The organism is Halarchaeum nitratireducens (assembly GCF_017874695.1).
GTDB lineage: Archaea > Halobacteriota > Halobacteria > Halobacteriales > Halobacteriaceae > Halarchaeum > Halarchaeum nitratireducens.
Genome location: NZ_JAGIKY010000022.1, coordinates 1 through 20,562, shown reverse-complemented (window position 1 = coordinate 20,562; position 20,562 = coordinate 1). Strand labels below are relative to the sequence as shown.

Here is a 20,562-nt window from a genome sequence, read left to right as displayed (position 1 = left end):
GGGCGTCGAGCGGCGAAAAGGGTCGGCGGTATCGACGCGTCGGACGTCGGTCGGGGAGTCCGAGGGCGTTACTTGCGGAAGCGACTGCCGACGACGCCGCCGACGACGACGCCGCCGAAGAGCAGGGCGATCCCGGCGATCGGGATCCCGCCCGTGCCGCCACCGAAGAAGGCCTGCTGACCGGTCGATCCGGACGCGCTCAGGACGTTCGTCTGCAGACCCTGCCCGCTGACCGTCGTGGTGACGCTACTGGACTCGCCGGCGACCGTGTACGCGGCGTCGATCGTCGCCTCGGACGGCACGTGGCCGATCGGCACGGAGACCGTCTCGGAGGACGAGGCGTTGACCTGCTCGACGGACGCGCTCGGCAGCGAGGCGTCCGGCGACTCGGCCGTCACGAGGACGTCCTCGATCGGCGCGTTGCCCGCGTTGGCGACGTGGTACTGCAGCAGCGTCGTGTTGTCGTCCTCGACGACCGTCGCGTCGACGCGGACGTCGTCATCGACCGCCGAGACCGGCACGGCGGACGTCGTCGAGACGTTCACGTCCGAAGAGGAGAGCGACGCCGTGAGGTCCGTGCTCCCGGTCTCGCTGGGGGTGACGCTGAAGGAGAACGTCGTCATGCTCTCGGCCGCGATCGTCGGCTGCATCTGCGTCTTGGTGTCGACGCCGTCACCGGAGAGCCGCAGCGTCACGTCCGAGAGCGGATCCTCGCCACCGTTCGAGACCGTCACGTCGACGGTGGAGTCGTCACCGGCGACCATCGGCGCGGCGTCGATGTGTACGCGGGGTTCGGGCTCATCCGCGGCCGGCTCGTCGACGTCGATGTAGACCGGATACGTGATCTGCGAGGTGGACTGCATGTGACCGGACGAGTTCACCGTGGTCCCTCGGACGTGGAGCGTCAGGTGCTTATCTCCCGCCGTATCGAAGGTCGTTCGCAGCGGCACGTCCAGCGTCTCGGAGCCCCCAACCGTCCCTAGGTCGTTGGCCTCGGCGATCCGCTCACCGTCCGCGTTCGTGAGCGTGACCTCGTTGATCTGGAAGCCCGCGTCGCCCGCGCTGGAGTGCCGGATCGTCGGTGTGATCGTCACTAGATCACCGGTCGCCGGGTTGTCATCGGAAACGCTGACGTCCGAGATAGTTACGTACGTTACGCCGCTCGCCGCGCCGGCACCGGCGAGCAGCGAACAACAGAGCAGGAGGGTGATCGTCGCGACGAGCGTTCGGCCGAGTCGGGATCGCTTCGTTCGTGGCATACGACAATTATCATTATCTTTGACTGTAATAGGTGCTCGGGTATAGGTAAACCTGACACAACGTGTGTCCCGTTTACTACGGAGCCAGTCAGCGCTTACGGGAACCGTCCCGTCGTCGGCGGTCAGCGGAGGATTGCGAAGTAGGTCGCGGCGAAGACGATAGCCGTCGCGGCGGCGACGGTGCCGGGAGAGAACGAGACGTAGTCGAGGAGCGACGCACCGTACACGACGATCGAAGCGTAGAGCGCCGACAGCACGACCGCGAGCGGATACACGACGCGGGGGTCCCCATCGACCATACGCCAATCTGCGCGTCGGTCGGTATCAAACTCCCGGACGCGCCCTCAAGTACGATGGCGTGTCCACGGGGGCGTGTGAACTTCGAATCCGTGCGGTCGAAGACGGACCGCGGCGTCGCGGGCCTCCCGATCCGCCTCGTGGTCGCGTTCGTCGTCGGCACCGCCGTCCTCGGCGTGATGCTCAACATGGTCAGCGGCGTCGGTGCGCTCACAGCGACGGAGCTCGACGCGCAGCCGACACCGGACGTCGTCCGGCCGGGGAACGGAACGGTCACGGTCGCGGCGGTCGACGCCGACGGTCACACCGTCCCGGGCGTCACGGTCGTTCTGAGTGGGGACACGGCCGGGCTCGCCGGCGGAAAGCCGATCGTCGCGCGCACGAACGCGACCGGTGTGGCGACGCTCCGCGTGACGCCGACGCTCCCGCCGACGGCCGATCAAGGGACCCTAGCGCTCACGGTCAAGCCGCCGAGTGACAAGTACGCCGACCGGCGCGACAACACCGACGTCCTCGTCGTTCGCTAGTCCCAGTCGATCCAGTCGAGTTCCCAGCCGCGACGGCGCTCGGCGTGTCTCCGGGCGTGTTCCCGGTCCTCCCGGGCGGTCCGATTGCGCGCCGGCACACCGTCCTGTTCTCCCTCGACGAGGAGCGGGGCGAACGAGACCGCTTGTCCGTCGCGGACCTCGTCGCCGGCCTCGACGGTGGCGAGGCGCTGATCGCCCGCACCGAGCGGCATCACGAGCCGACCGTCGGGGGCGAGTTGCTCGCGGAGCGCGGCGGGGACGTCGAGCGCCGCGGCCTCGACGAGGATGCGATCGAACGGCGCGTACTCCGGGAGGCCCCGCGCGCCGTCGCGGCGATCGACGAGCGTCTCCGCGTAGCCCGCGCGTCGGAGGTTGTCGCGGGCCGCCCACACGACGCGGCGGGCGATGTCGACGGCGTGGACGTGTTCGGGACCGACGATTTCGGCGAGCACCGCGGCGGTGTAGCCGACGCCGACGCCGACGATCAGGACGTCGTCGCCGGGGTTCGGCGCGAGCGCCTGCACGAGCGCGCCGGCGGTGCTGGGCGCGAGGACGCGCGTGCCGTACGCTTCGAACGACCGGTCGTTGTACGCGCGGTGGTCGGCGTCGACGAACTCGTGGCGGGGGACAGCGCGCATCGCCGTTCCCACGGGGTCGGGTTCGACGACGCCCCGGAGGTCGTGTTCGAGGCTGTCGACCATTCCGTCCCGAGCGACCGCGTACTCCATACGGATCGATGGGCGCCGAGGCTCTTGAACGAACCGTCAGACACGTGCGCGCGACCCCCGACCGCCGGCTACTGCATCCGCACGAATCGGACGCGTTCGAGACGCTCGCGCGTCGTTCCGTCCGGGTCGACGTCGATCCGGACGAGCTGCTGCGCGAGGTCTCCGACGGGCGCGAGGACGCGGCCTCCGGTGCGCGTCTGCTCGACGAGCGCGTCGGGCACGTCGGGCGCGGCGCAGGTGAGGTAGACGGCGTCGTACGGCGCGTTCGCCGGCCACCCCTCGCGGCCGTCGCCCTGTCGGACGTGGATGTCGCCGTAGCCCGTCACGGCGAGGGTCTCGTGGGCGTCCGCGGCGAGGTCGGCGACGTACTCGACGCTGTAGACGTTCGCGCCCCCGACGAGTTCGGCGGTGACGGCGGCGTGATAGCCACACCCCGTCCCGATTTCGAGGACCGTCTCCCCCCGGTCGAGATCGAGGTGGTCGGCCATCGCGGCGACCATGTGCGGGGCGCTGATCGTTTGGTCGTGACCGATCGGGAGCGGGCGATCGGCGTACGCGTCGTCGCGGCGTGCCTCGGGGACGAACTCGTGTCGCGGGACCGCTCGGATCGCCTCGACGACGCGCCGGTCGAAATCGTACTGTCGGGCGAGTCCGTCTGCGAGTCGATCGCGGGCCTGCTCGTACGCCATTGGTGGTTTGCGCGCGCTGCGCGCGTGAAAAAGTAGGGGCCGCGGGAGACGCCGCGGTGTCCGGTGCGTGTCGGCGGCGCCGTTACCAGGCGGACCAGGCCTTCGAGGACTTGTCGACGCCGTAGACGCGCTTTACGTCCTTGGCGAGGACGGTGTCGCCCTCGTGGCCGAGCTTCTGGAAGTCGTAGCGTTCGACGGCGTCCTCGCGGACGTGGATGCCCTCGACTTCGAACTCCTCGTCGCCGAACTCGTAGGTCTCACCGATGGTGAACTCCTCGTCGCCGGGGAGTTGGAGGTCGAGGCTGCGGGTGCCGTCGCCCTCGCCGTCGCGCGGGTGGACGGTGACGGGGACGGAGACGTTGTCGACGGCGCGCGTCCAGAAGGTCTCGACCTCGCCAGCGGTGGTGCGCGTGACGCGCTCCTCGGGACCGATCTCGATGTCGGTGACGCGGACCTGCATGATGACCGCCTCGGTTTCGAGGATGAACTCCTCGCCCTTCTCGACGTCCTCGTCGGCGGGCATCTCGACGGACGCGGTGAAGGAGTCACCGTCCTGTGAGACGACGACGGTCGGTTCGACGGTGGTCTCGCTCTCCAGGGGCGCCTTGTGAGTGTGGCCGCATTCGGTACAGCGGACCGTCGCGGTGCCCCCGCCGGTCGTGATGATCTCGTGGACCGTCTCCTGGTCGGGAGAACAGGAGGGGCACGCGACGGGCGCGCGCTCGGCGTGTTCGCTCATGGGCGCTCTAAGCGGCCCGAGGCGTAAAAACCCGCGGAGAGCGGGGTGCGCGTGGGGCCGTGTGAGACGGTCGGGCCCCGTGGGACGCCGACCGGTCTCTCGACCCGTCCGAAGCGGTGCCGTTGCGCCCCGCTCGCGTTTCCGAGGTCTACGGCTCGGGGAGCCGTACGACTTCGCCGTGCTCACGCCTCGTTCCTCAGCGTCGGACGGGCGATCCGTCCGTCCGGTTCGCGGGATCGATGATCTCGCCCTATTCGCTTTCTGGAAGCCTCACGGCTTCCCCCCGCTCGCGTTTTCGAGGTCTACGGCTCGGGGAGCCGGACGACCTCGCCATCCGCGTACACGGTCGGTTCCCGAACGATCCCGTCGAGGTGGAGCGGCGCGTCGGTGTCGCCGCCGATACCCGCGTCGTCACCGATGGCGATGTGGACGGTGCCGGCGGCCTTCTCGTCGAGGAGAACGCTCCCCACCAGGTCGGTGACGGCCACGTTGGTTCCGATGCCGAGTTCCGCGAGATTGTAGGCGGCGTCGCCGACCTCGTCGGCCGCCTCCTCGACCGCCGCTCGGACGGCGCCGTCCGAGATCGCGGTGACGGAGCCGTCGGTGACCTCGAAGCGGAGCTTCCGGCCCGCATCGAGGAGCCCGTGGGGCATCATCGTCCCGTCGACGACGTACGTTCCGTCGGCGGTCTCGGGGGAGACGAACACCTCGCCCGCGGGGAGGTTCGAGAAGTCGCCGGGCTCGTGGACCATCCCGGTGTCCTGTCGCCACTCGCGCGCGCCGGTCTGGAAGGTGATATCGGTGCCGGCGTCCGTGGTCACTCTGACTTCCTCGGCGTCCCGGACTTGCGCGAGGACGTCCGCGCAGTGGCGGCGGATGGTCGCGTAGTCCGCGTCGAGGCCGGTCGTGAAGACGTCCTCGGTGATCCCGGGGAGGGTCGCGCCGCGGACGCCGGCGTCGCTCGCCCGGGAGCGGGCGCGCGTGTGCGAGAGGCTCTTCGTGGTCGGCGCGAGGAAGGCGTCGGCGTCGCGGAGTGCGGCGGCGACGGGCGCGGGCGGTTCGGCGCCGTGCTGGTCGCCCGGCGGGTAGCGCAGGATCGTGACGTCGTCGGTGACGTCGCTGGCGGCCTCGTAGAGCGCCTCGCCGATCGTCCGTCGCTCGTCGTCGGTCACGACGACGACGGTCTCGTCGGCCTCGATGCCCAGACATTGAACGACGGCGGTGTCGGCGGCGTCGCGGAGCGTCGGCATGAGGGATACCTCGCCCGCGCGGGCGTTAGGCCTTGCCCCTCGTCGTCGCCCGATTACTCGCCGAGTAGTTAATTTCTTACAGTATTTCCCGAAAGAATTAATCACGCGGGCACCGGAGATGGAAGTGAATGCTCCGAGTCGGCGTCAACGGATACGGGACCATCGGCAAGCGCGTCGCGGACGCGCTCGCGGCACAGCCCGACATGAAGGTTGCGGGGGTCGCAAAGCGGACCCCGAACTTCGAAGCCACGGCCGCACATCGAGCGGGCTACGCCGTCCACGCCGTCGGCGACGCGGCCCCGTTCGCCGAGGCCGACATTCCCGTCGCGGGCGACCTCGACGACCTCGTCGCGGTGAGCGACGTCGTCGTCGACTGCACGCCTGCCGGGGTCGGCGCGCGGAACCGCGAGGTCTACGAGGCCCACGACACGCCCGCGCTCTATCAGGGCGGCGAGGACGCCGAGGCGGTCGGCGCGAGCTTCAACGCCCGCGCGAACTACGACGAGATCGCGCGCGGTGACGCCGAGCACGTCCGCGTCGTCTCCTGCAACACGACCGGGCTGTCCCGAGTGCTCACGCCGCTTGCGGAGGCCTACGGCGTCGAGAAGACCCGCGCGACGCTCGTTCGCCGCGGCGGCGACCCGGGGCAGTCAGATCGCGGCCCGATCAACGACATCCTCCCCGACCCGGTGACCGTCCCGTCCCACCACGGCCCGGACGTCAACACCGTGTTGCCCGACCTCGACATCGACACGATGGGCGTCACCGTCCCGGCGACGCTGATGCACCTCCACAGCGTCAACGTCACCCTCGAAAGCGACGTCGACGCCGAGGCGATCCGCGAGACGTTGGCGGACGAGTCGCGGATCTTCATGGTCCCGGAACACGCGCGCGTCGCCGGTCCCGGACACCTCAAGGAGCTGGCGAAGGACGCCGGACGCCCGCGGGGCGACCTCTGGGAGAACTGCGTGTGGGAGGAGTCGATCGCCACGGAGGGACGCGACCTCTACTTCTTCCAGGCGATCCACCAGGAGAGCGACGTGGTCCCGGAGAACGTGGACGCCATCCGAGCGCTCGTCGGTGACGCCGACGCCGCCGAGAGCGTCGTTCGGACGAACCGCGCGCTCGGCGTCGGTCGCTTCGACGCCCCGACGGACCGCGTCGCCACCACCGGTGGCGCGGCCGCGAGCGCGGACGACTAATCGAGGTCGGCGAACGTCACGTCGTCCGTCTCGGTGTCGATCGTGGCGACGTGATAGCGGTCGTCGCCGGCCGGGAACGGCAGGCCGCCGGGATTCACGCGCTGCGTGTCCCCGACGACGTCGTGGCGCCGCTCGTGGGTGTGCCCACAGAGCACGTACTCGTACTTCTCGCAGGCGACGAGCGCGTCCGTGAGCGTGCCGCTCGTGCCGTGGTAGACGGCGAACTCCGTCCCGTCGATCGTGAGCTCGGCCGACTCCCCGTGGTACTCGCCGAACGTTCGGATCGTGTCTTGGAGGGCCCACTCGCCGTCGTTGTTCCCGCGGACCGCGTGGAAGTCGAACGCGTCGCTCTCGAAGGCCGCGGCGGTGAACGGCGCGACGACGTCGCCGCAGTGGATCACGGTCTCACAGCCCGCGTCCTCGAAGTGCGCGACCGCGCGCCGAGCGCGTTCAAGGTCGTCGTGAGTGTCGGAGACGACGCCGACGAGCATTCAGTTCGCCTCCGCTTCGAGGACTTCGACGGCGGGAAGCGGTTCGCCGGTGAGCGCGCGGATGTACGCGCCGCCCGCGATGGAGACGTGCGAGAAGTCGTCCTCGCTCAGCCCGTACATCTCGATGGCGCGGGAGGTGTCGCCGCCGCCGACGACGCTGAAGCAGTCCGTCTCCGCGATGGCTTCGAGGACGCCGACCGTCCCCACGCTGAAGCGCTCGTCCTCGAAGAGGCCGAGCGCGCCCTTCACGAAGACGGCCTCCGAGTCCCGGACGACGTCGTCGTAGGCGGCGACCGTGTCGGTGCCGACGTCGAGGAAGCCCTGCGTCTTCTCTTCGACGTCCTCGACGAGCACCTCGGCGCGCTCGCCCTCAGCGTCCTCGTAGGCGAGGTCCGTCGCGAGCGTGATCTGGTCGCCGCGCTCCTCGAGCAGCGCGCGGATGGTGTCGGCGTTCTGCTCCCACTGGTCGTCGAAGAGGTCCATCCCCTCGACGTCCTCGCCGACGGGATAGCCGGCGGCGCGGAGGAAGAGTTCGCCCGCGATCCCCCCGAGCAGGAACCGGTCGACCTTCTCGTCGAGGGCGTTCATGACGCCGATGACGTCGGTGGCCTTCGTGCCGCCGACGACCATCGTCACCTGTCCGTCGAAGGTGCGCGACGCGATGGCGGTGTTCGCCCCGTACTCGGACTCCATGACGCGGCCCGCGTAGCTGGGGAGGACGAGCGGGAAGCCGACGAGCGAGGCGTGTTTCCGGTGCGCGGCCGAATAGGCGTCGTTCACGTACGCGTCGAACTCGGCAGCGAGCGTCCGCACGAGCTCGCATTTCGACTTCTCCTCGGGATCGGCCTCAGGGAGTTCATCCTCGCACATCCGGACGTTCTCCAACAGGAGGACCTCGCCCGCGTCCAAATCGTCGATGGCCTCGATGGCTTCGGGGCCGTACGTGTCGGGGACGAAGCGGACGTCGCGTCCCACGTGTTCGGCGAGGATGTCGGCGTGCTGGCGCAGCGAGACGAAGTCGTCGTCGCCGGGACGCCCCTGATGGGCCATGCAGACGACGCGGTCGCCGCGCTCGGCGAGCTCGCGCACGGTCTCGGCGTGGCGCTCGAATCGGCGGTTGTCCTGTACGGTGCCGTCCTCCACGGGGGAGTTGAGGTCGAGGCGGACCAGCACGCGCTGGCCGGGTTCGAGGTCGTCGAGTGTGTTGAAGCTCATAGTCGGATGGATCGGGTGGTGGGTACTTAGCGGTGGGCGAAAAGCGGTGCGCGGCGCGCGTGGTGCGGCTCGCGTTACCGTCGCCCGAGGGGCGACGTCAGTACTGCGTGATGTACGCGGAGACGTCGAGCAGGCGGTTCGAGAAGCCGTACTCGTTGTCGTACCACGTGAGGATCTTCACGAGGTCGCCGTTCTCGCCGATGACGTTCGTGGAGTTCAGGTCGACCGTCGAGCTGAACGGGAGACCGAGGATGTCGCTGGAGACGACCTCGTCGTCCGTGTAACCGAGGACGCCGGCGAGCGGCCCGGAGTCGGCGGCGTCGCGGAACGCGGCGTTGATCTCCTCGGCGGTGACGTTCTCCTCGTCGAGGTCGACGACGAGCTCGGTGATGGAGCCGTCCGGGACCGGAACGCGGATCGCCATCCCGTCGAGTTTGCCCTCGAGGTTCGGGAGGATCTTCGTCGCGGCTTGGGCGGCGCCCGTCGAGGTCGGGACGATGTTCTCGGCGGCGGCGCGCCCGCGTCGGGTCTTCGCCTGTGGCCCGTCGATGAGCGACTGCGAACCCGTGTAGGCGTGGACGGTCGTGAGGGTCCCCGTCTCGATGCCGAACTCCTCGTCGAGCACCTTCGCGACCGGCGTGACGGAGTTCGTCGTACAGGAGGCGTTCGAGACGACGTCCTCGCCGTCGTACTCGTCGTGGTTGACGCCGTAGACGAGCTGCTTCACGGGCTCCTCGCCCTTCGGCGGCGCGGAGATGACGACCTTCTCGGCGCCGGCCTCGACGTGCTGGGCGGCCTGTCCGCGCTCGCGGAAGATGCCCGTACACTCGAGGGCGACGTCGACGTCCTTCTCGCCCCACGGGAGGTCGGTGGGGTCCTGCACGTTGAGGAGTTGGACGCTGGAGTCGCCGACAACGAGTTCGTCGCCGTCGCGCTCGACGCCGTCGAGGCGGCCCATGACGGTGTCGTACTGCGCGAGATACGCCATGTCCTCGAAGTCCATGACGTCGTTGATGCCGACGAGGTCGATACGCGGGTCCTCGAGGGCGGCACGGAAGACGTTGCGCCCGATCCGGCCGAACCCGTTCAGGCCGACGCGAACGACCTCGCCGGTTTCCTCGGCGTCGAGGGAGAGTTCACTCATACACGAGTAATAACAATCAAACAGCTTAAAACCCCCCGGAAGAAGTCGACAAGAGACGCCGATATCGTGCGCATTGGTCGCAAGAAGAGGCGTCACCCGCGGGGCCCCGAAGCCTTTTGGCCGGGTACGGCCTACGGTAGCGCATGCGACGCGACGACCGGGACGACCCCTTCGACGACTTCTTCAGCGAGATCGAACGGATGATGGACGACGTGATGCAGGGAACGCAGAGTAACTACGACGACGCCGGTTTCGGGAGCGACACCCACCTCGACGTACAGGTGACCGACGAGGAGGTCCGCATCATCGGCGACTTCCCCGGCGTCGAGAAGGGCGACCTCTCGCTCAAGTGCGACGGGCGCACGCTCACGATCAGCGCGGCGACGGAGACCCGCGAGTACGACGAGCGTCTCGAACTTCCCTGCCGCGTCGACGAGCGCTCCGGGAGCGCGAGCTACAACAACGGCGTCCTCGAAGTCACCTTCGACCGCGCCGAGGAGTCCGCGAACATCGGCTTCGAATAGCTACAGTCCCGTCACGGCCGCCGCGAGGCGGTCGTAGAACCCCTCGTCGTACTTCTCGCTATCGTCGATGGTCGGACGGGCGTTCGTCTCGTTCACCACCGCACGGTCCGCCGTGACGAGCACGTCCACCCCGAGGAACGGCACGTCGAGCGCCGACGCCGTCCGCTCCGCGAGCGCGGCGACCTCCGGGTCCGGATCGACGCCGACGGCCTCCGCCCCCCGATGGACGTTGTGCTTCCACCGACCCGCCGCGACGTCGGCGTCTGGGAGACGGCGCTCGACCGCCCCGACGACGTCGCCCTCCAACACCATCACGCGATAATCGCGCGCGTTCGGGAGGTACTCCTGGACGAGGTAGGAGCGATCCCCGGTCGCCCGGTAGTCGTGGACGAGGTCGAGGTAGTCGCAGATCCCGAGGAAGGAGTCGAGGTCCGCGGCCTTCGCCACGCCGATCCCGCGCGTCGTCGAGTTCGGTTTCACCACGACGGGCGAGGGGAGGCACTCGTAGGCCGCGACGAGCGCGTCGGTGTCCGCGGGGTTCGAGACGAGCACCGAGTCGGGCGTCGGGATCCCCGCGTCCGCGAGCGTGGCGAGCACGCCCGCCTTGTTGCGCGACGTGAGGACGGCCTCGCGGTCGTTGAGCCACGGGACGTCGAGCCACGCGTCGAGCACCCCGCCCTCCATGATCCGCCCGGGGAAGACGAAGCCGGCGTCGAAGCGCTCACCGTCGACCGGTGGCTCGGTGAGGGAGTACGAACCGTGGGAGGCGGCGACGGCCTCGACCGCGATGCCGCGCTCGGCGAGGGGGTCGCGGACGCGCTCGAACGTCTCGGCCTCGTTGGCGAACGCGAGCCGGAACATATCCCCCCTTGGAGGGGGGGCGAGTAAAAGGACTCGTTAGCCGTCAGTCCGCCTTCGTCAGGAGGTCCTGCCCGCGCTCGACCTCGACCTTGCACGGCGGCGTGATCTTGTTGTACGCGCGGCGGAAGGCCTCCTTCACGGCGTCGGCCTGTTCGACGCTGCACCACGCGGTGAAGAGACGCTCGTTCGGGTAGATGCGGGTCGCGGTCCCGACGGGGACGCCGAAGGCCTGTCGCATCCCGTCGGAGACGCGGTCCGCGCCCGCGCCGGTCGCCTGCTTGTTCTCGCGGAGGACCTGGTGGGGGAACTTGCGGAGGATCATCTTGTAGTTGCCCTCGCCGAGCTCCTTGATCAGGTGGCGGTTCGCGGAGAGGCGAGCGGCCTCGAGCGAGCCGTGGCGGAGCTGACACTCCTCCTCGGGCTTGAGGCTGATCTGGACGTCGTAGTCCTCGGGGTCCGCCTGCAGGTCGCCCATCTTGAACTGGGCGATCTTCGAGCCGGGGATGCCCGTGATGTACTCGCGTCGGGTGTAGGACGGCTTGTCGATCGTCCGATACATGGAGGCGGGATTGTCGGCCATGGTTACTACCCGAGGCTGACGGCTAGCGCGCGGTTAAAGCCTTCGAACTGGTAGAGCGGAGCGATACCGACGCTCCGCCGACGGGACGGCGGGCGGGCGCGAACGTGAGCGATGCGTGACGATGTGGGTCGGGACGCCGCCCGCGACGACGGCAATCTTCTTGCCACCGGGCGTCGTTCTCCCCGACGACCCACATGGCCCCCGCAGACGACGGCGTCGACGAGCGCCATCTCCCTGTCGGCGAGACGGCCGACGGTGACTCCCTCCGGCTTCCGACGGAAGAGGTCCTGACCGGTCGCGCGTTCATCACCGGGAAGAGCGGGAGCGGGAAGAGCAACTCCGTCTCGGTCGTCATCGAGGAGCTGCTCGAACGCCAGTATCCCGTCCTCGTCGTCGACACGGACGGCGAGTACTACGGGCTCAAGGAGGAGTACGAGCTCCTACACGCGGGCGCGGACGACGGCTGCGACATCCAGGTGAGCCCGGAGCACGCAGAGCGCCTCGCCACGATCGCCCTCGAAGAGAACGTGCCCGTGATCCTCGACGTCTCGGGGTTCCTCGACGAGGCGGCAGCGGACGAGCTCGTCTTCGAGACGGCGAAACACCTCTTCGCCAAGGAGAAGAAGCTCAAAAAGCCCTTCCTGCTCGTCGTCGAGGAGGTCCACGAGTACATCCCGGAGGGGGCGGGGATGGGCGAGACGGGGCGGATGCTCATCAAGGTCGGCAAGCGCGGCCGAAAGCACGGCCTCGGCGTGGTCGGCATCAGCCAACGTCCCGCGGACGTGAAGAAGGACTTCATCACGCAGGCGAACTGGCTCGTCTGGCACCGGCTCACCTGGGAGAACGACACGAAGGTCGTCGGCCGGATCGTCGGGAGCGAGTACGAGGCCGCGGTCTCGGACCTCGACGCCGGGGAGGCGTTCGTGCAGGCGGACTGGACGGACGCGGCGGTCGAGCGCGTCCAGTTCAAGCGCAAGCGGACGTTCGACGCGGGCGCGACGCCCGGTCTCGACGACTTCGAACGCCCGGAGCTGAAGTCGGTGAGCGACACGCTCGTTGAGGACCTCGCGGACATCAGGGACGCCGAGGAGCAACGCCAGGACCGGATCGCCGAGCTCGAACGCCGCGTGGAGAACCGGGAGGAGCGCATCGCCGAGCTGGAGGCCGAACTCGACCGGGCGCGCGACGTCTCGGCGGCCGCTCGCAAGCTCGCAAACGCGGTGGCGCACGGCGACCCGGATCGCGGTCCCGTCGACGCGCGTACCGCGGACGGGGCGGCGACAGACGGCGACGCGGCCGCGCAGACCACGCTGGACGCGGACGCGAACGACGGAGGTGGGACCGGGACCACGGGAGGCGCGGACACGACGACCGACGGCGTCGCGGCCCTCCGCGAGCGCGTCGCGGAGCTCGAAGCGCGACTCGCCGCGGTCGGACGCGGGGACTCGCCCGACGCCGGTGACGCGGACGACGAAGCCGCGCGAACGTCGGGCGTCGACACCGCGGTAGACGATGTCGGTGAGGACACCGGCGAGGAGGCGAACGCGTCGGTGGCCGACTTCGAGGACCAGCTGGCCGCGCTGGGAACGGACGACGCGGGCGCGACGACGGCGGAAACCGAGCGCGACGGCGAGGGCCGTATCGAACCGACGGAGCGCATCGGGGACGTCCTCGATCGGCTCCAGCGCTCGTCGGAGCGCGAGCGCGCGTCGCGCGGACACGGACACGGACGCGAACGACCGGCGAGCGGAGCGGCCGACGGGGACGCGTCCACGGGAAGCGCGGACGGTGAGCGCGAGGCGGGCGCCACGACGGTGGACGAACCGGGGGCGCTCCTCGACGCGTCCGCGGTCCGGACGCGACTCGATGCGGCGCGACGCGCCTCGCGGTGTAACGAGTCGACCGCCGAAGCGGTCTACGAGCGACTGAGCGAGACGTCGCAGTCGGCGCGGGCGCTCGTCGTCGCGACGGGGGCCTCGATGGAGGCGATCCACTCCCTTCTCGTCGAGTTGCGCGGGCGCGACCTCGTGGTGCGGGACCGCGAGCGGCAATACGCGTTCGACGAGCGCGCGTTACGGAGCCTCGTCGACGATCCGCGGGCCGAACGCGGCGAGCTCGGCGAGCAGTGGCGGATCGAGTGACGACGCCGTCGCTCGCTGAGTGGAAGACCGAGCGCGACGAGTCGGATGACGCGTCGCTCTCGTTGGAAGATAAGGACCGGAGTCGCTCACACCGCAACCGTCAGCGCTTCCGGGAGTCGAGAACCGTTACCGCAATGCCGCCGTTACGGCGGCCTCCTTCAACGAGTTACAGGCGGGTGAGGTTCGTCGCGCGGGGGCCCTTCTCGGCCTCCTCGATGTCGAACTCGACCTCCTGACCTTCTTCCAGGTCGGGGCCGCCGACGTCTTCCATGTGGAAGAAGACGTCCTCGTCCGCGTCGTCAGTCTCGATGAATCCGTAACCGCCCGTGTCGTTGAAGAAGTCAACTACGCCTTTCGCCATTGCCTTTGTACGATGTGGCTGTCCACGGATAACTCTTGCGGGATGGAGGCGGTCGGTGCGACCGGCTTCCAGAGGGGATGTGACCGCACGAGCCCGACGGCGAGGTGATCACCGACAGCAGACCGTTCAGCAGTCGTAGTAGCGCGCGAGCGCGCCGCCCATCGACACGAACGCACCGAGGACGAACGGTCCGGAAATCGGGCGCGAACACCACGGTGCCGACCGCGGAAACGAGTGTGGACGTGCGCACGACCGGTGAGTCGCGTGTCGACGGCAACGGCGCGGCGGCTGCGCGCTCGTCGGAGTGAACGACAGCGAAACGTGGGTACAGAGTACCGGGGTTCGAACCGGGACGGGCGACGGCGGCCCCACGCGCGGTTCGGTCGCATCGCTTCCTCACGAGTTCGCGGGAAAATGCCGCCTCCCCGATTTGAACGGGGGACAGCTCGATCTTCAGTCGAGTGCTCTCCCAGTCTGAGCTAAGGCGGCGTGCACGTCACCCGAGGACGAGCGTGGAAAAAAGGGTTACGAAACGCACGGGGCGACGGTGGAAACGGACGGGCGGTCGTCTGGGGGGAACGACGGCGCTAAATCCGCGAGGGACGACCGAGCGTCCGACGGGACGGCGGTCTTCAACGTCGACAGGGACGCGCGGTGAGCAGGGCGATCCCACACGCGGCGTCGTCGCTCGTCGCGTGACGACGTCGGAAGTGGGTTCGGGCGGATTCGAACCACCGACCTTCTCCTTGTAAGGGAGACGTCATAACCACTAGACCACGAACCCGCACGTCGTGAGTGGCGGAGGCGCGGCAAAACGGTTTCCCTTCGACCGCTGGCGGCGGAACGCTTAGGCGGCGTCGCGGGCTTCGTCGGGGTATGGATCGGCGGACGCGACGGGCGACGACGGCGCTGGCGGTCCTGTTCGGGGTCGCGCTCGTCGCCGTCGGGGCGTGGGCGTTCACGGGGTCGACGGGCCACGACGGCGCGACGGTGACGATCGCGGACGAGAACGGGTCGACGCTCGGCGTCGTGGACGCGTCGGTGGCGGACTCCGAGGCCGAGCGCTATCGGGGCCTCTCGGAGACCGCGTCGCTGGCGAACGGCTCGGGAATGCTGTTCGTCTACGAGACCGAGGGGCCGCGGGCGTACGTGATGCGCGACATGGCCTACCCGCTCGACATCGTCTTCGTCGGGGCGGACGGGCGGATCACCCGAATCCACCACGCGGGGACGGAGGAGCCGCCGTATCGCCGCTACACGGGTCGGGCGAAGTGGGTGATAGAGGTCCCACGGGGGTGGACGGCGCGTCACGGGATCGCGGCCGGGGATCGGGTGGCGATCGAGTACGGTCGCGGCGGGGACGTCGGGAGTTGAAACCTTTTTCCTGCGCACCGCGTAGTCGGGACGAATGAGCGAACAGGGTGCGGACGACGCGTTCGCGGACGTGCGGGCGACCTCTGGGAACGCGATGTGGCGGCTCTTCTCGGAGTACGGCCGGGAGTTCTGGGGGCAGTTCACGCTCGGCGTCGTCGCGTCGATCGTCGCGCGCCTCCTCGATCTCGTGCCGCCGGTGATGCTCGGCTACGCGATCGACACGATCCTCCGCGACGACGGGACGTTCCTCGCGTTCCTCCCGGCGCCGCTGCGCGCTGGATGGACGACGGGCGAGCAGGTGCTGATCGCGGCGGGGATCGTCGCGGGGTCGTTCGTCCTCGGCGCGGGGTGTCACTGGGTCCGCAACTGGGGGTGGAACGCGTACAGCCAGCACGTCCAGCACGCGGTGCGCACGGACACCTACGAGCGGATGCAGCGGCTGAACATGGCCTTCTTCGCGGAGAAGCAGACGGGCGAGATGATGTCCGTCCTCTCGAACGACGTCAACAGGCTCGAGCGCTTTCTGAACGACGGGCTGAACTCCGCGCTCCGCCTCGCGGTGATGGTCGTCGGCGTCGCGGTCGTCCTCTTCTCCTACAACTGGCGGCTGGCGATCCTGACGCTCCTCCCGGTGCCGGTGATCGCGGGCTTCACGTACTGGTTCGTCAAGCGCATCCAGCCCAAATACGCGGCCGTCCGCTCCTCCGTCGGGCAGCTGAACTCCCGACTGGAGAACAACCTCGGCGGCATCCAAGTCATCAAGACCTCGAGCACGGAGGAGTACGAGGACGAACGCGTCGAGGAGTCCTCGCGGGACTACTTCGACGCGAACTGGGGGGCGGTGACGGTCCGGATCAAGTTCTTCCCGGCGCTGCGCGTCATCTCGGGGCTCGGCTTCGTGTTGACCTTCCTCGTCGGCGCGTACTGGGTGGCGGTCGGCCCGCCGCTCGGGATGGAGGGGACGCTGACGGTGGGCGCGTTCGTCGTCTTCATCCAGTTGAGCCAGCAGTTCATCTGGCCGATGGCGCAGTTCGGGCAGATCATCAACATGTACCAGCGGGCGCGCGCGGCGAGCGAACGCATCTTCGGGCTGATGGACCAGCCCTCGCGCGTCGCCGAAGAGCCCGACGCCGCGGACCTGATCGTCGATGACGGCGCGGTCGAGTACGACGACGTGACGTTCGGCTACGACGAGGAGACGATCATCGAGGACGTCTCGTTCGAGATCGACGGCGGCGAGACGCTCGCGCTCGTCGGCCCGACGGGCGCGGGGAAGTCCACGGTGCTCAAACTCCTCATGCGGATGTACGACCCCGACTCGGGTGCGATCCGGATCGACGATCAGGACATCGGCGAGGTGACCCTCTCGAGTCTCCGGGAGGCCATCGGCTACGTCTCGCAGGACACGTTCCTCTTCTACGGCACCGTCGCGGAGAACATCCGCTACGGCTCCTTCGACGCCGACCACGAGGACGTCGTCGACGCCGCGAAGGCCGCTCAGGCCCACGAGTTCGTCACGAACCTCCCCGACGGCTACGAGACGATGGTGGGCGAGCGGGGCGTGAAGCTCTCGGGCGGCCAGCGCCAGCGGATCGACATCGCCCGCGCGGTGCTGAAGGACCCCGACATCATGATCCTCGACGAGGCGACGTCGGACGTCGACACGGAGACGGAGATGCTGATCCAGCGCTCGCTCGATCGTCTCACCGCGGACCGGACGACGTTCACCATCGCGCACCGGCTCTCGACGGTGAAGGACGCGGACACGATCCTCGTGCTGGAGGACGGGCGAGTCGTCGAGCGCGGCGCGCACGAGGAACTCCTCGCGGAGGACGGCCTCTACGCGAACCTCTGGGGCGTGCAGGCCGGCGAAATAGACGAGCTGCCCGAGGCGTTCGTGGAACGCGCCCGCGAGCGCGGGGCACAACGGGTCGAAGAGGAGAGCGCGAACGACGACTGAAGTCGGGGCGGCCGGCGGGGCGGATCAGGGCGACCAGCCGCAGACGCTACACTCGCGGGCCGCCGTCTCGTGGAGGCCGCCGCAGTCGGGACACTGTTTCTTGTTATAGCTTCGGTCCCAGGCCTCGACGTCGTGACCGGTGTGTTCGAGGAACTCGTCCAGAACCGATTCGGTATCCCGTGCGCTCGACATACATGGTACAGTATACCACACTAACGATATAATCTTTGTGGTGGTCGGTACCACGCTCTCGATGAACGCCGCGTCGGACGCGAGCGACGCGGTGGCGGCGACTCGGCGGCGCTCAGAGATCGTAGAGGTCGCCGAACTTCGCGTTCACGTAGTCGAGGAAGTGATCGGCCGTGTACGGTTCGCCGGTCGCCTCCTCGATCAGGTCCGGCGTCGTGTAGCGACGGCCGTGACGGTGGACGCGTTCGCCGAGCCAGTCGGCGAGCGGGTCGAAGTCGCCCCCGCTGATCGCGGCGTCGAGGCCGTCGATATCGGCCTCGGCGTGCGCGTAGAGCTGTGCGGCGAGGACGCTCCCGAGCGAGTACGTCGGGAAGTAGCCGAAGTTCCCGTGGCTCCAGTGGATGTTCTGGAGACATCCCTCGCTGTCCGTGTCGGGCCGGACGCCGAGGTACTCGGCCATCTTGTCGTTCCACGCTTCGGGGACGTCCGCGACGTCGAGGTCGCCCGAGATGAGGGCGCGCTCGATCTCGAAGCGGAGGACGATGTGCATGTGGTAAGTGAGTTCGTCCGCCTCCACCCGGATGAGGTTGTCCGGGTAGACGCGGTTGGCGGCCTCGTAGAGGTCGCGGGGCGTCGCGTCGACGGTGGGGAACTGCCCGCGGAGGTCGCCCGCGAAGTGCTCCCAGAAGGCCGCCGAGCGCCCGACGTGGTTCTCCCAGAGGCGCGATTGGGACTCGTGGACGGTGAGATCGCGGGCCTCGCCGAGCGGCGTCCCGTACTCCTCCCGCGGGAGGCCGAGATTGTAGCGCGCGTGGCCGAACTCGTGGACGGTGCTCATCATCGAGTCGAGCGGTTCGTCCTCGCTGAAGCGCGTCGTGATGCGCGAGTCGAACTGATTGCCGACGGTGAAGGGGTGCGTCGACGTGTCGAGGCGACCGCGGTCCCAGTCGTAGCCGAGCGCGTCGAGGACGTCGCGCGAGAAAGCCTCCTGCGCTTCGGGGTCGTACGTCCCGCCCGCGAAGGGCGCGGCGAGGTCGGCGTCGGACGCCTGCACGGCGTCGATCAGCGGGACGAGCTCCTCGCGGAGGCGATCGAGGACGCGCTCGGCCGTTTCGAGGTCGAGGTAGGGTTCGTATTCCTCGAAGAGCACCGCGTACGGGTCGCGCTGATCGTCGATGTGCGCGGCGTACTCGCGTTTGAGGTCGACCAGCTCGTCGAGGTACGGTGCGAACGTCTCGAAGTCGTCGTTCTCGCGGGCCTCCTCCCACGCCTGCAGGGCCTCGCTGGAGGTCTGTGAGATCTCCTCGACGAGGTCGCGCGGGACGCGCTCGGCGCGGACGTACTGGCGCTCGATCTCGCGGACGACCGCGGCCTGCTCGTCGGTGAGGGCCGCGTCGTCGAGGACGGCCAGCGAGTCGGTGACGACGTCGTCGGTCAGCAGGTCGTGGCTGAGCCCGGACGCCACGGAGAGCTGTTTCGAGCGCGCGGGGTTGCCGCCCTCGGGCATCATCACCTGTTGGTCCCAGGAGAGCGTGCCCTGCACGCCGCCGAGCGCGGTGACGCGTTCGTACTGATCGAGCAGTTCGCGATAGGCTTCGGGAGCGTCCGCGCGGTGGTCCGTCATGAGTGAACGAGCGGCGCGCGGTCACAAGAAGCCACCCGTCCCGGCGCGCGGTGTCGCGGCCGCGACGCTACGGCCAGCGCGCGGCGATCGCGGTGTACGCGTCCCGGCAGGTGCGGAGGGCGTCGAGGGAGACGCTCTCCGCGTCGGTGTGGGCCTCGCCGGGTTCGGCAGGCCCGCAGACGACGCAGGTCGTGCCGGTGTCCGCGAGCCACCCCGCGTCGGTCGCGTGGGGCTTCACCACCTGCGTCGGAGCTCCCGCTTGCGCGCCCGCGGCGGCGTCGGTCACCGCGTCCGCGAAGGCCGCGTCGTCGCACGCCATCGGCGGGAGGTCCTGCTCGACGTCCCACGCGACCCCCTCGATCTCGGCCGCGCGGGCGAGCGCCGCGCGCTCACCGGGGACGGTCCGCTCGTCGACCGTCACCTCGCAGGCGTCGGGGACGACGTTCCACGCCCCGCCGCCGTCGATCCCGGTCACGACGAGGCTCCCGGCGATCCGGTGGCCCAACACCTCGGTCTCCGGTGCGTCGAGGTCGCGGACGACGCCGACGGCGTCGCAGGCCCGGTAGACGGCGTTCGTACCCGCCTCGGGTTCGCTCGCGTGCGCGGCCGTTCCGGACGCGCGAAGCGTGCTGGCGCGCCGGCCTTTGTGCGCGACGGCGACATCCACCGTCCCGGGCGCGGAGTAGCCCGTCGAGCCCTCGCCGACGACGGCGTAGTTGGGCGAAAAATCGTTCTGAATGGCGTGACGAGCGCCGATCCCTCCCCGTTCCTCGCCGACGAACGACGCGAAGACCACGTCGCCCGCGGGGTCCGCCTCGCGGAACGCGAGGAGCATCGCGGCGAGCGCGCCCGTCATGTCCGCGGTGCCGCGGCCGTAGAGCCGTCCGCCCTCGCGGCGGACGCGGTACGTGCCATCGTCGGCGAGCTGGGCGTCTGCGGGGGGAACGACGTCGTGATGGCCGACGAGGGCGAGCGACGTGTCGCCGTCGCCGGTCTCGTCGGAGCCGCGCTGGGCGATGGCGTCCCCGGACGGCGACCGGGGGCCAGTCGCTCTCCGGGCGATGACGTTCCCGCCGTTCGGGGCGTCGTCGCGTTCGACCGCCGCGTCGGTGTGCTCGCGGAGCCACGACTCGATCCGATCGCCGACGGCCGTCTCGTCGTCGTGGGCGGAGATCGCGACGAGGTCGCGGGTCAGCGATTCGAGTTCGTCCATGCGTCGGCGGACGGGGGCGAGCGGGAAAACTCGGGCGGCGACGAGCGCGCGGTGCGCGAGAGCGGCGTTCGCACGCCCGTCTGGGGGTTCTTGGACACCCCATCCGTCTTTAGTTAAGCGAGAAACCGCGTGATAGCGGCGGCTTATCGAGGCACCTTTCGGAAGGAATGAGGAAGTCCAGTCTGTGCACGACA

At 69.2% G+C, this 20,562-nt stretch carries 21 protein-coding genes and 2 tRNA genes; 6 read left to right on the top strand and 17 right to left on the bottom strand.

All coding sequences use genetic code 11. The annotated features are described in order from the left end of the window. Positions 1-68: 68 nt before the first annotated feature. Positions 69-1,259: a CARDB domain-containing protein gene (locus J2754_RS15575; RefSeq protein WP_211087960.1), complete on the bottom strand. Its 1,191-nt coding sequence runs from the start codon at positions 1,257-1,259 to the stop codon at positions 69-71. 122 nt (positions 1,260-1,381) lie between these two features. Next, positions 1,382-1,558 (bottom strand): DUF8107 family protein, encoded by a 177-nt coding sequence (locus J2754_RS15570; RefSeq protein WP_211087959.1) that lies wholly within the window; start codon positions 1,556-1,558, stop codon positions 1,382-1,384. Positions 1,559-1,633: 75 nt separating this feature from the next. Here J2754_RS15570 and J2754_RS15565 point away from each other — a divergent pair, with 75 nt between their 5' ends. Continuing rightward, a complete protein-coding gene (locus tag J2754_RS15565; protein WP_211087958.1) occupies positions 1,634-2,083 on the top strand; it encodes a DUF7382 domain-containing protein in 450 nt (149 codons plus the stop codon). On the opposite strand, the gene J2754_RS15560 is transcribed toward J2754_RS15565, so the two are convergent. From J2754_RS15560 to J2754_RS15545, 4 genes are all read right to left on the bottom strand, one after another. Next, positions 2,080-2,811, bottom strand: coding sequence for a protein-L-isoaspartate O-methyltransferase family protein (locus tag J2754_RS15560; RefSeq protein ID WP_211087957.1), 732 nt, complete (start codon positions 2,809-2,811; stop codon positions 2,080-2,082). The genes J2754_RS15565 and J2754_RS15560 overlap by 4 nt on opposite strands. Before the next feature lie 68 nt (positions 2,812-2,879). Continuing rightward, entirely contained in the window at positions 2,880-3,500 is a 621-nt protein-coding gene (locus tag J2754_RS15555) for a protein-L-isoaspartate(D-aspartate) O-methyltransferase (protein WP_211087956.1), read from the bottom strand. An 82-nt stretch (positions 3,501-3,582) separates the two neighbouring features. Then, entirely contained in the window at positions 3,583-4,239 is a 657-nt protein-coding gene (locus J2754_RS15550; RefSeq protein ID WP_211087955.1) for an HVO_0476 family zinc finger protein, read from the bottom strand. 302 nt (positions 4,240-4,541) lie between these two features. Next, on the bottom strand, positions 4,542-5,489 hold the full coding sequence (locus J2754_RS15545; protein WP_211087954.1) for an aminopeptidase: 948 nt from the start codon (positions 5,487-5,489) through the stop codon (positions 4,542-4,544). A gap of 128 nt (positions 5,490-5,617) precedes the next feature. Between J2754_RS15545 and J2754_RS15540 the strand changes: the two genes are divergently transcribed. Next, on the top strand, positions 5,618-6,691 hold the full coding sequence (locus J2754_RS15540; RefSeq protein ID WP_188876445.1) for a type II glyceraldehyde-3-phosphate dehydrogenase: 1,074 nt from the start codon (positions 5,618-5,620) through the stop codon (positions 6,689-6,691). On the opposite strand, the gene J2754_RS15535 is transcribed toward J2754_RS15540, so the two are convergent. The 3 genes from J2754_RS15535 to gap all read right to left on the bottom strand — a co-directional run bounded on the left by J2754_RS15535 (position 6,688) and on the right by gap (position 9,541). Then, positions 6,688-7,182 (bottom strand): metallophosphoesterase, encoded by a 495-nt coding sequence (locus tag J2754_RS15535; RefSeq protein WP_188876443.1) that lies wholly within the window; start codon positions 7,180-7,182, stop codon positions 6,688-6,690. The two genes, J2754_RS15540 and J2754_RS15535, sit on opposite strands and share 4 nt — an antisense overlap. After that, on the bottom strand, positions 7,183-8,397 hold the full coding sequence (locus tag J2754_RS15530) for a phosphoglycerate kinase (protein ID WP_188876440.1): 1,215 nt from the start codon (positions 8,395-8,397) through the stop codon (positions 7,183-7,185). A 97-nt stretch (positions 8,398-8,494) separates the two neighbouring features. Continuing rightward, entirely contained in the window at positions 8,495-9,541 is a 1,047-nt protein-coding gene (gene gap / locus J2754_RS15525) for a type I glyceraldehyde-3-phosphate dehydrogenase (protein WP_188876438.1), read from the bottom strand. A 143-nt stretch (positions 9,542-9,684) separates the two neighbouring features. Between gap and J2754_RS15520 the strand changes: the two genes are divergently transcribed. Continuing rightward, positions 9,685-10,065, top strand: a complete 381-nt coding sequence (locus J2754_RS15520) for an Hsp20/alpha crystallin family protein (protein ID WP_188876436.1) — start codon at positions 9,685-9,687, stop codon at positions 10,063-10,065. Here the strand turns inward: J2754_RS15520 and J2754_RS15515 are convergent, their stop codons facing one another. Both J2754_RS15515 and J2754_RS15510 read right to left on the bottom strand, forming a co-directional pair. Continuing rightward, positions 10,066-10,926 (bottom strand): ATP-grasp domain-containing protein, encoded by an 861-nt coding sequence (locus J2754_RS15515; protein WP_188876434.1) that lies wholly within the window; start codon positions 10,924-10,926, stop codon positions 10,066-10,068. It lies immediately after the preceding gene. Between the two features lie 43 nt (positions 10,927-10,969). After that, positions 10,970-11,506 (bottom strand): 50S ribosomal protein L16, encoded by a 537-nt coding sequence (locus J2754_RS15510; RefSeq protein ID WP_188876433.1) that lies wholly within the window; start codon positions 11,504-11,506, stop codon positions 10,970-10,972. 194 nt (positions 11,507-11,700) lie between these two features. On the opposite strand from J2754_RS15510, the gene J2754_RS15505 reads away from it, so the two are divergent. Continuing rightward, positions 11,701-13,647 (top strand): ATP-binding protein, encoded by a 1,947-nt coding sequence (locus tag J2754_RS15505; protein ID WP_211087953.1) that lies wholly within the window; start codon positions 11,701-11,703, stop codon positions 13,645-13,647. Positions 13,648-13,813: 166 nt separating this feature from the next. Here the strand turns inward: J2754_RS15505 and J2754_RS15500 are convergent, their stop codons facing one another. The 3 genes from J2754_RS15500 to J2754_RS15490 all read right to left on the bottom strand — a co-directional run bounded on the left by J2754_RS15500 (position 13,814) and on the right by J2754_RS15490 (position 14,792). Beyond that, positions 13,814-14,008 (bottom strand): cold-shock protein, encoded by a 195-nt coding sequence (locus J2754_RS15500; protein WP_021780643.1) that lies wholly within the window; start codon positions 14,006-14,008, stop codon positions 13,814-13,816. Positions 14,009-14,423: 415 nt separating this feature from the next. Then, positions 14,424-14,497 (bottom strand) — tRNA-Phe (locus J2754_RS15495). Between the two features lie 222 nt (positions 14,498-14,719). Continuing rightward, positions 14,720-14,792, bottom strand: a tRNA-Val gene (locus tag J2754_RS15490). Between the two features lie 92 nt (positions 14,793-14,884). On the opposite strand from J2754_RS15490, the gene J2754_RS15485 reads away from it, so the two are divergent. Together J2754_RS15485 and J2754_RS15480 are read left to right on the top strand one after the other, a co-directional pair. Then, positions 14,885-15,382, top strand: a complete 498-nt coding sequence (locus J2754_RS15485) for a DUF192 domain-containing protein (protein WP_211087952.1) — start codon at positions 14,885-14,887, stop codon at positions 15,380-15,382. Positions 15,383-15,416: 34 nt separating this feature from the next. Beyond that, positions 15,417-17,342: an ABC transporter ATP-binding protein gene (locus J2754_RS15480; protein ID WP_188876426.1), complete on the top strand. Its 1,926-nt coding sequence runs from the start codon at positions 15,417-15,419 to the stop codon at positions 17,340-17,342. 24 nt (positions 17,343-17,366) lie between these two features. On the opposite strand, the gene J2754_RS15475 is transcribed toward J2754_RS15480, so the two are convergent. From J2754_RS15475 to J2754_RS15465, 3 genes are all read right to left on the bottom strand, one after another. Continuing rightward, on the bottom strand, positions 17,367-17,534 hold the full coding sequence (locus J2754_RS15475) for an HVO_0416 family zinc finger protein (RefSeq protein WP_188876424.1): 168 nt from the start codon (positions 17,532-17,534) through the stop codon (positions 17,367-17,369). A gap of 112 nt (positions 17,535-17,646) precedes the next feature. Next, positions 17,647-19,155: a carboxypeptidase M32 gene (locus tag J2754_RS15470; RefSeq protein WP_211087951.1), complete on the bottom strand. Its 1,509-nt coding sequence runs from the start codon at positions 19,153-19,155 to the stop codon at positions 17,647-17,649. Between the two features lie 67 nt (positions 19,156-19,222). Further along, on the bottom strand, positions 19,223-20,368 hold the full coding sequence (locus J2754_RS15465) for a M20 family metallopeptidase (RefSeq protein WP_211087950.1): 1,146 nt from the start codon (positions 20,366-20,368) through the stop codon (positions 19,223-19,225). Positions 20,369-20,562: the final 194 nt, after the last annotated feature.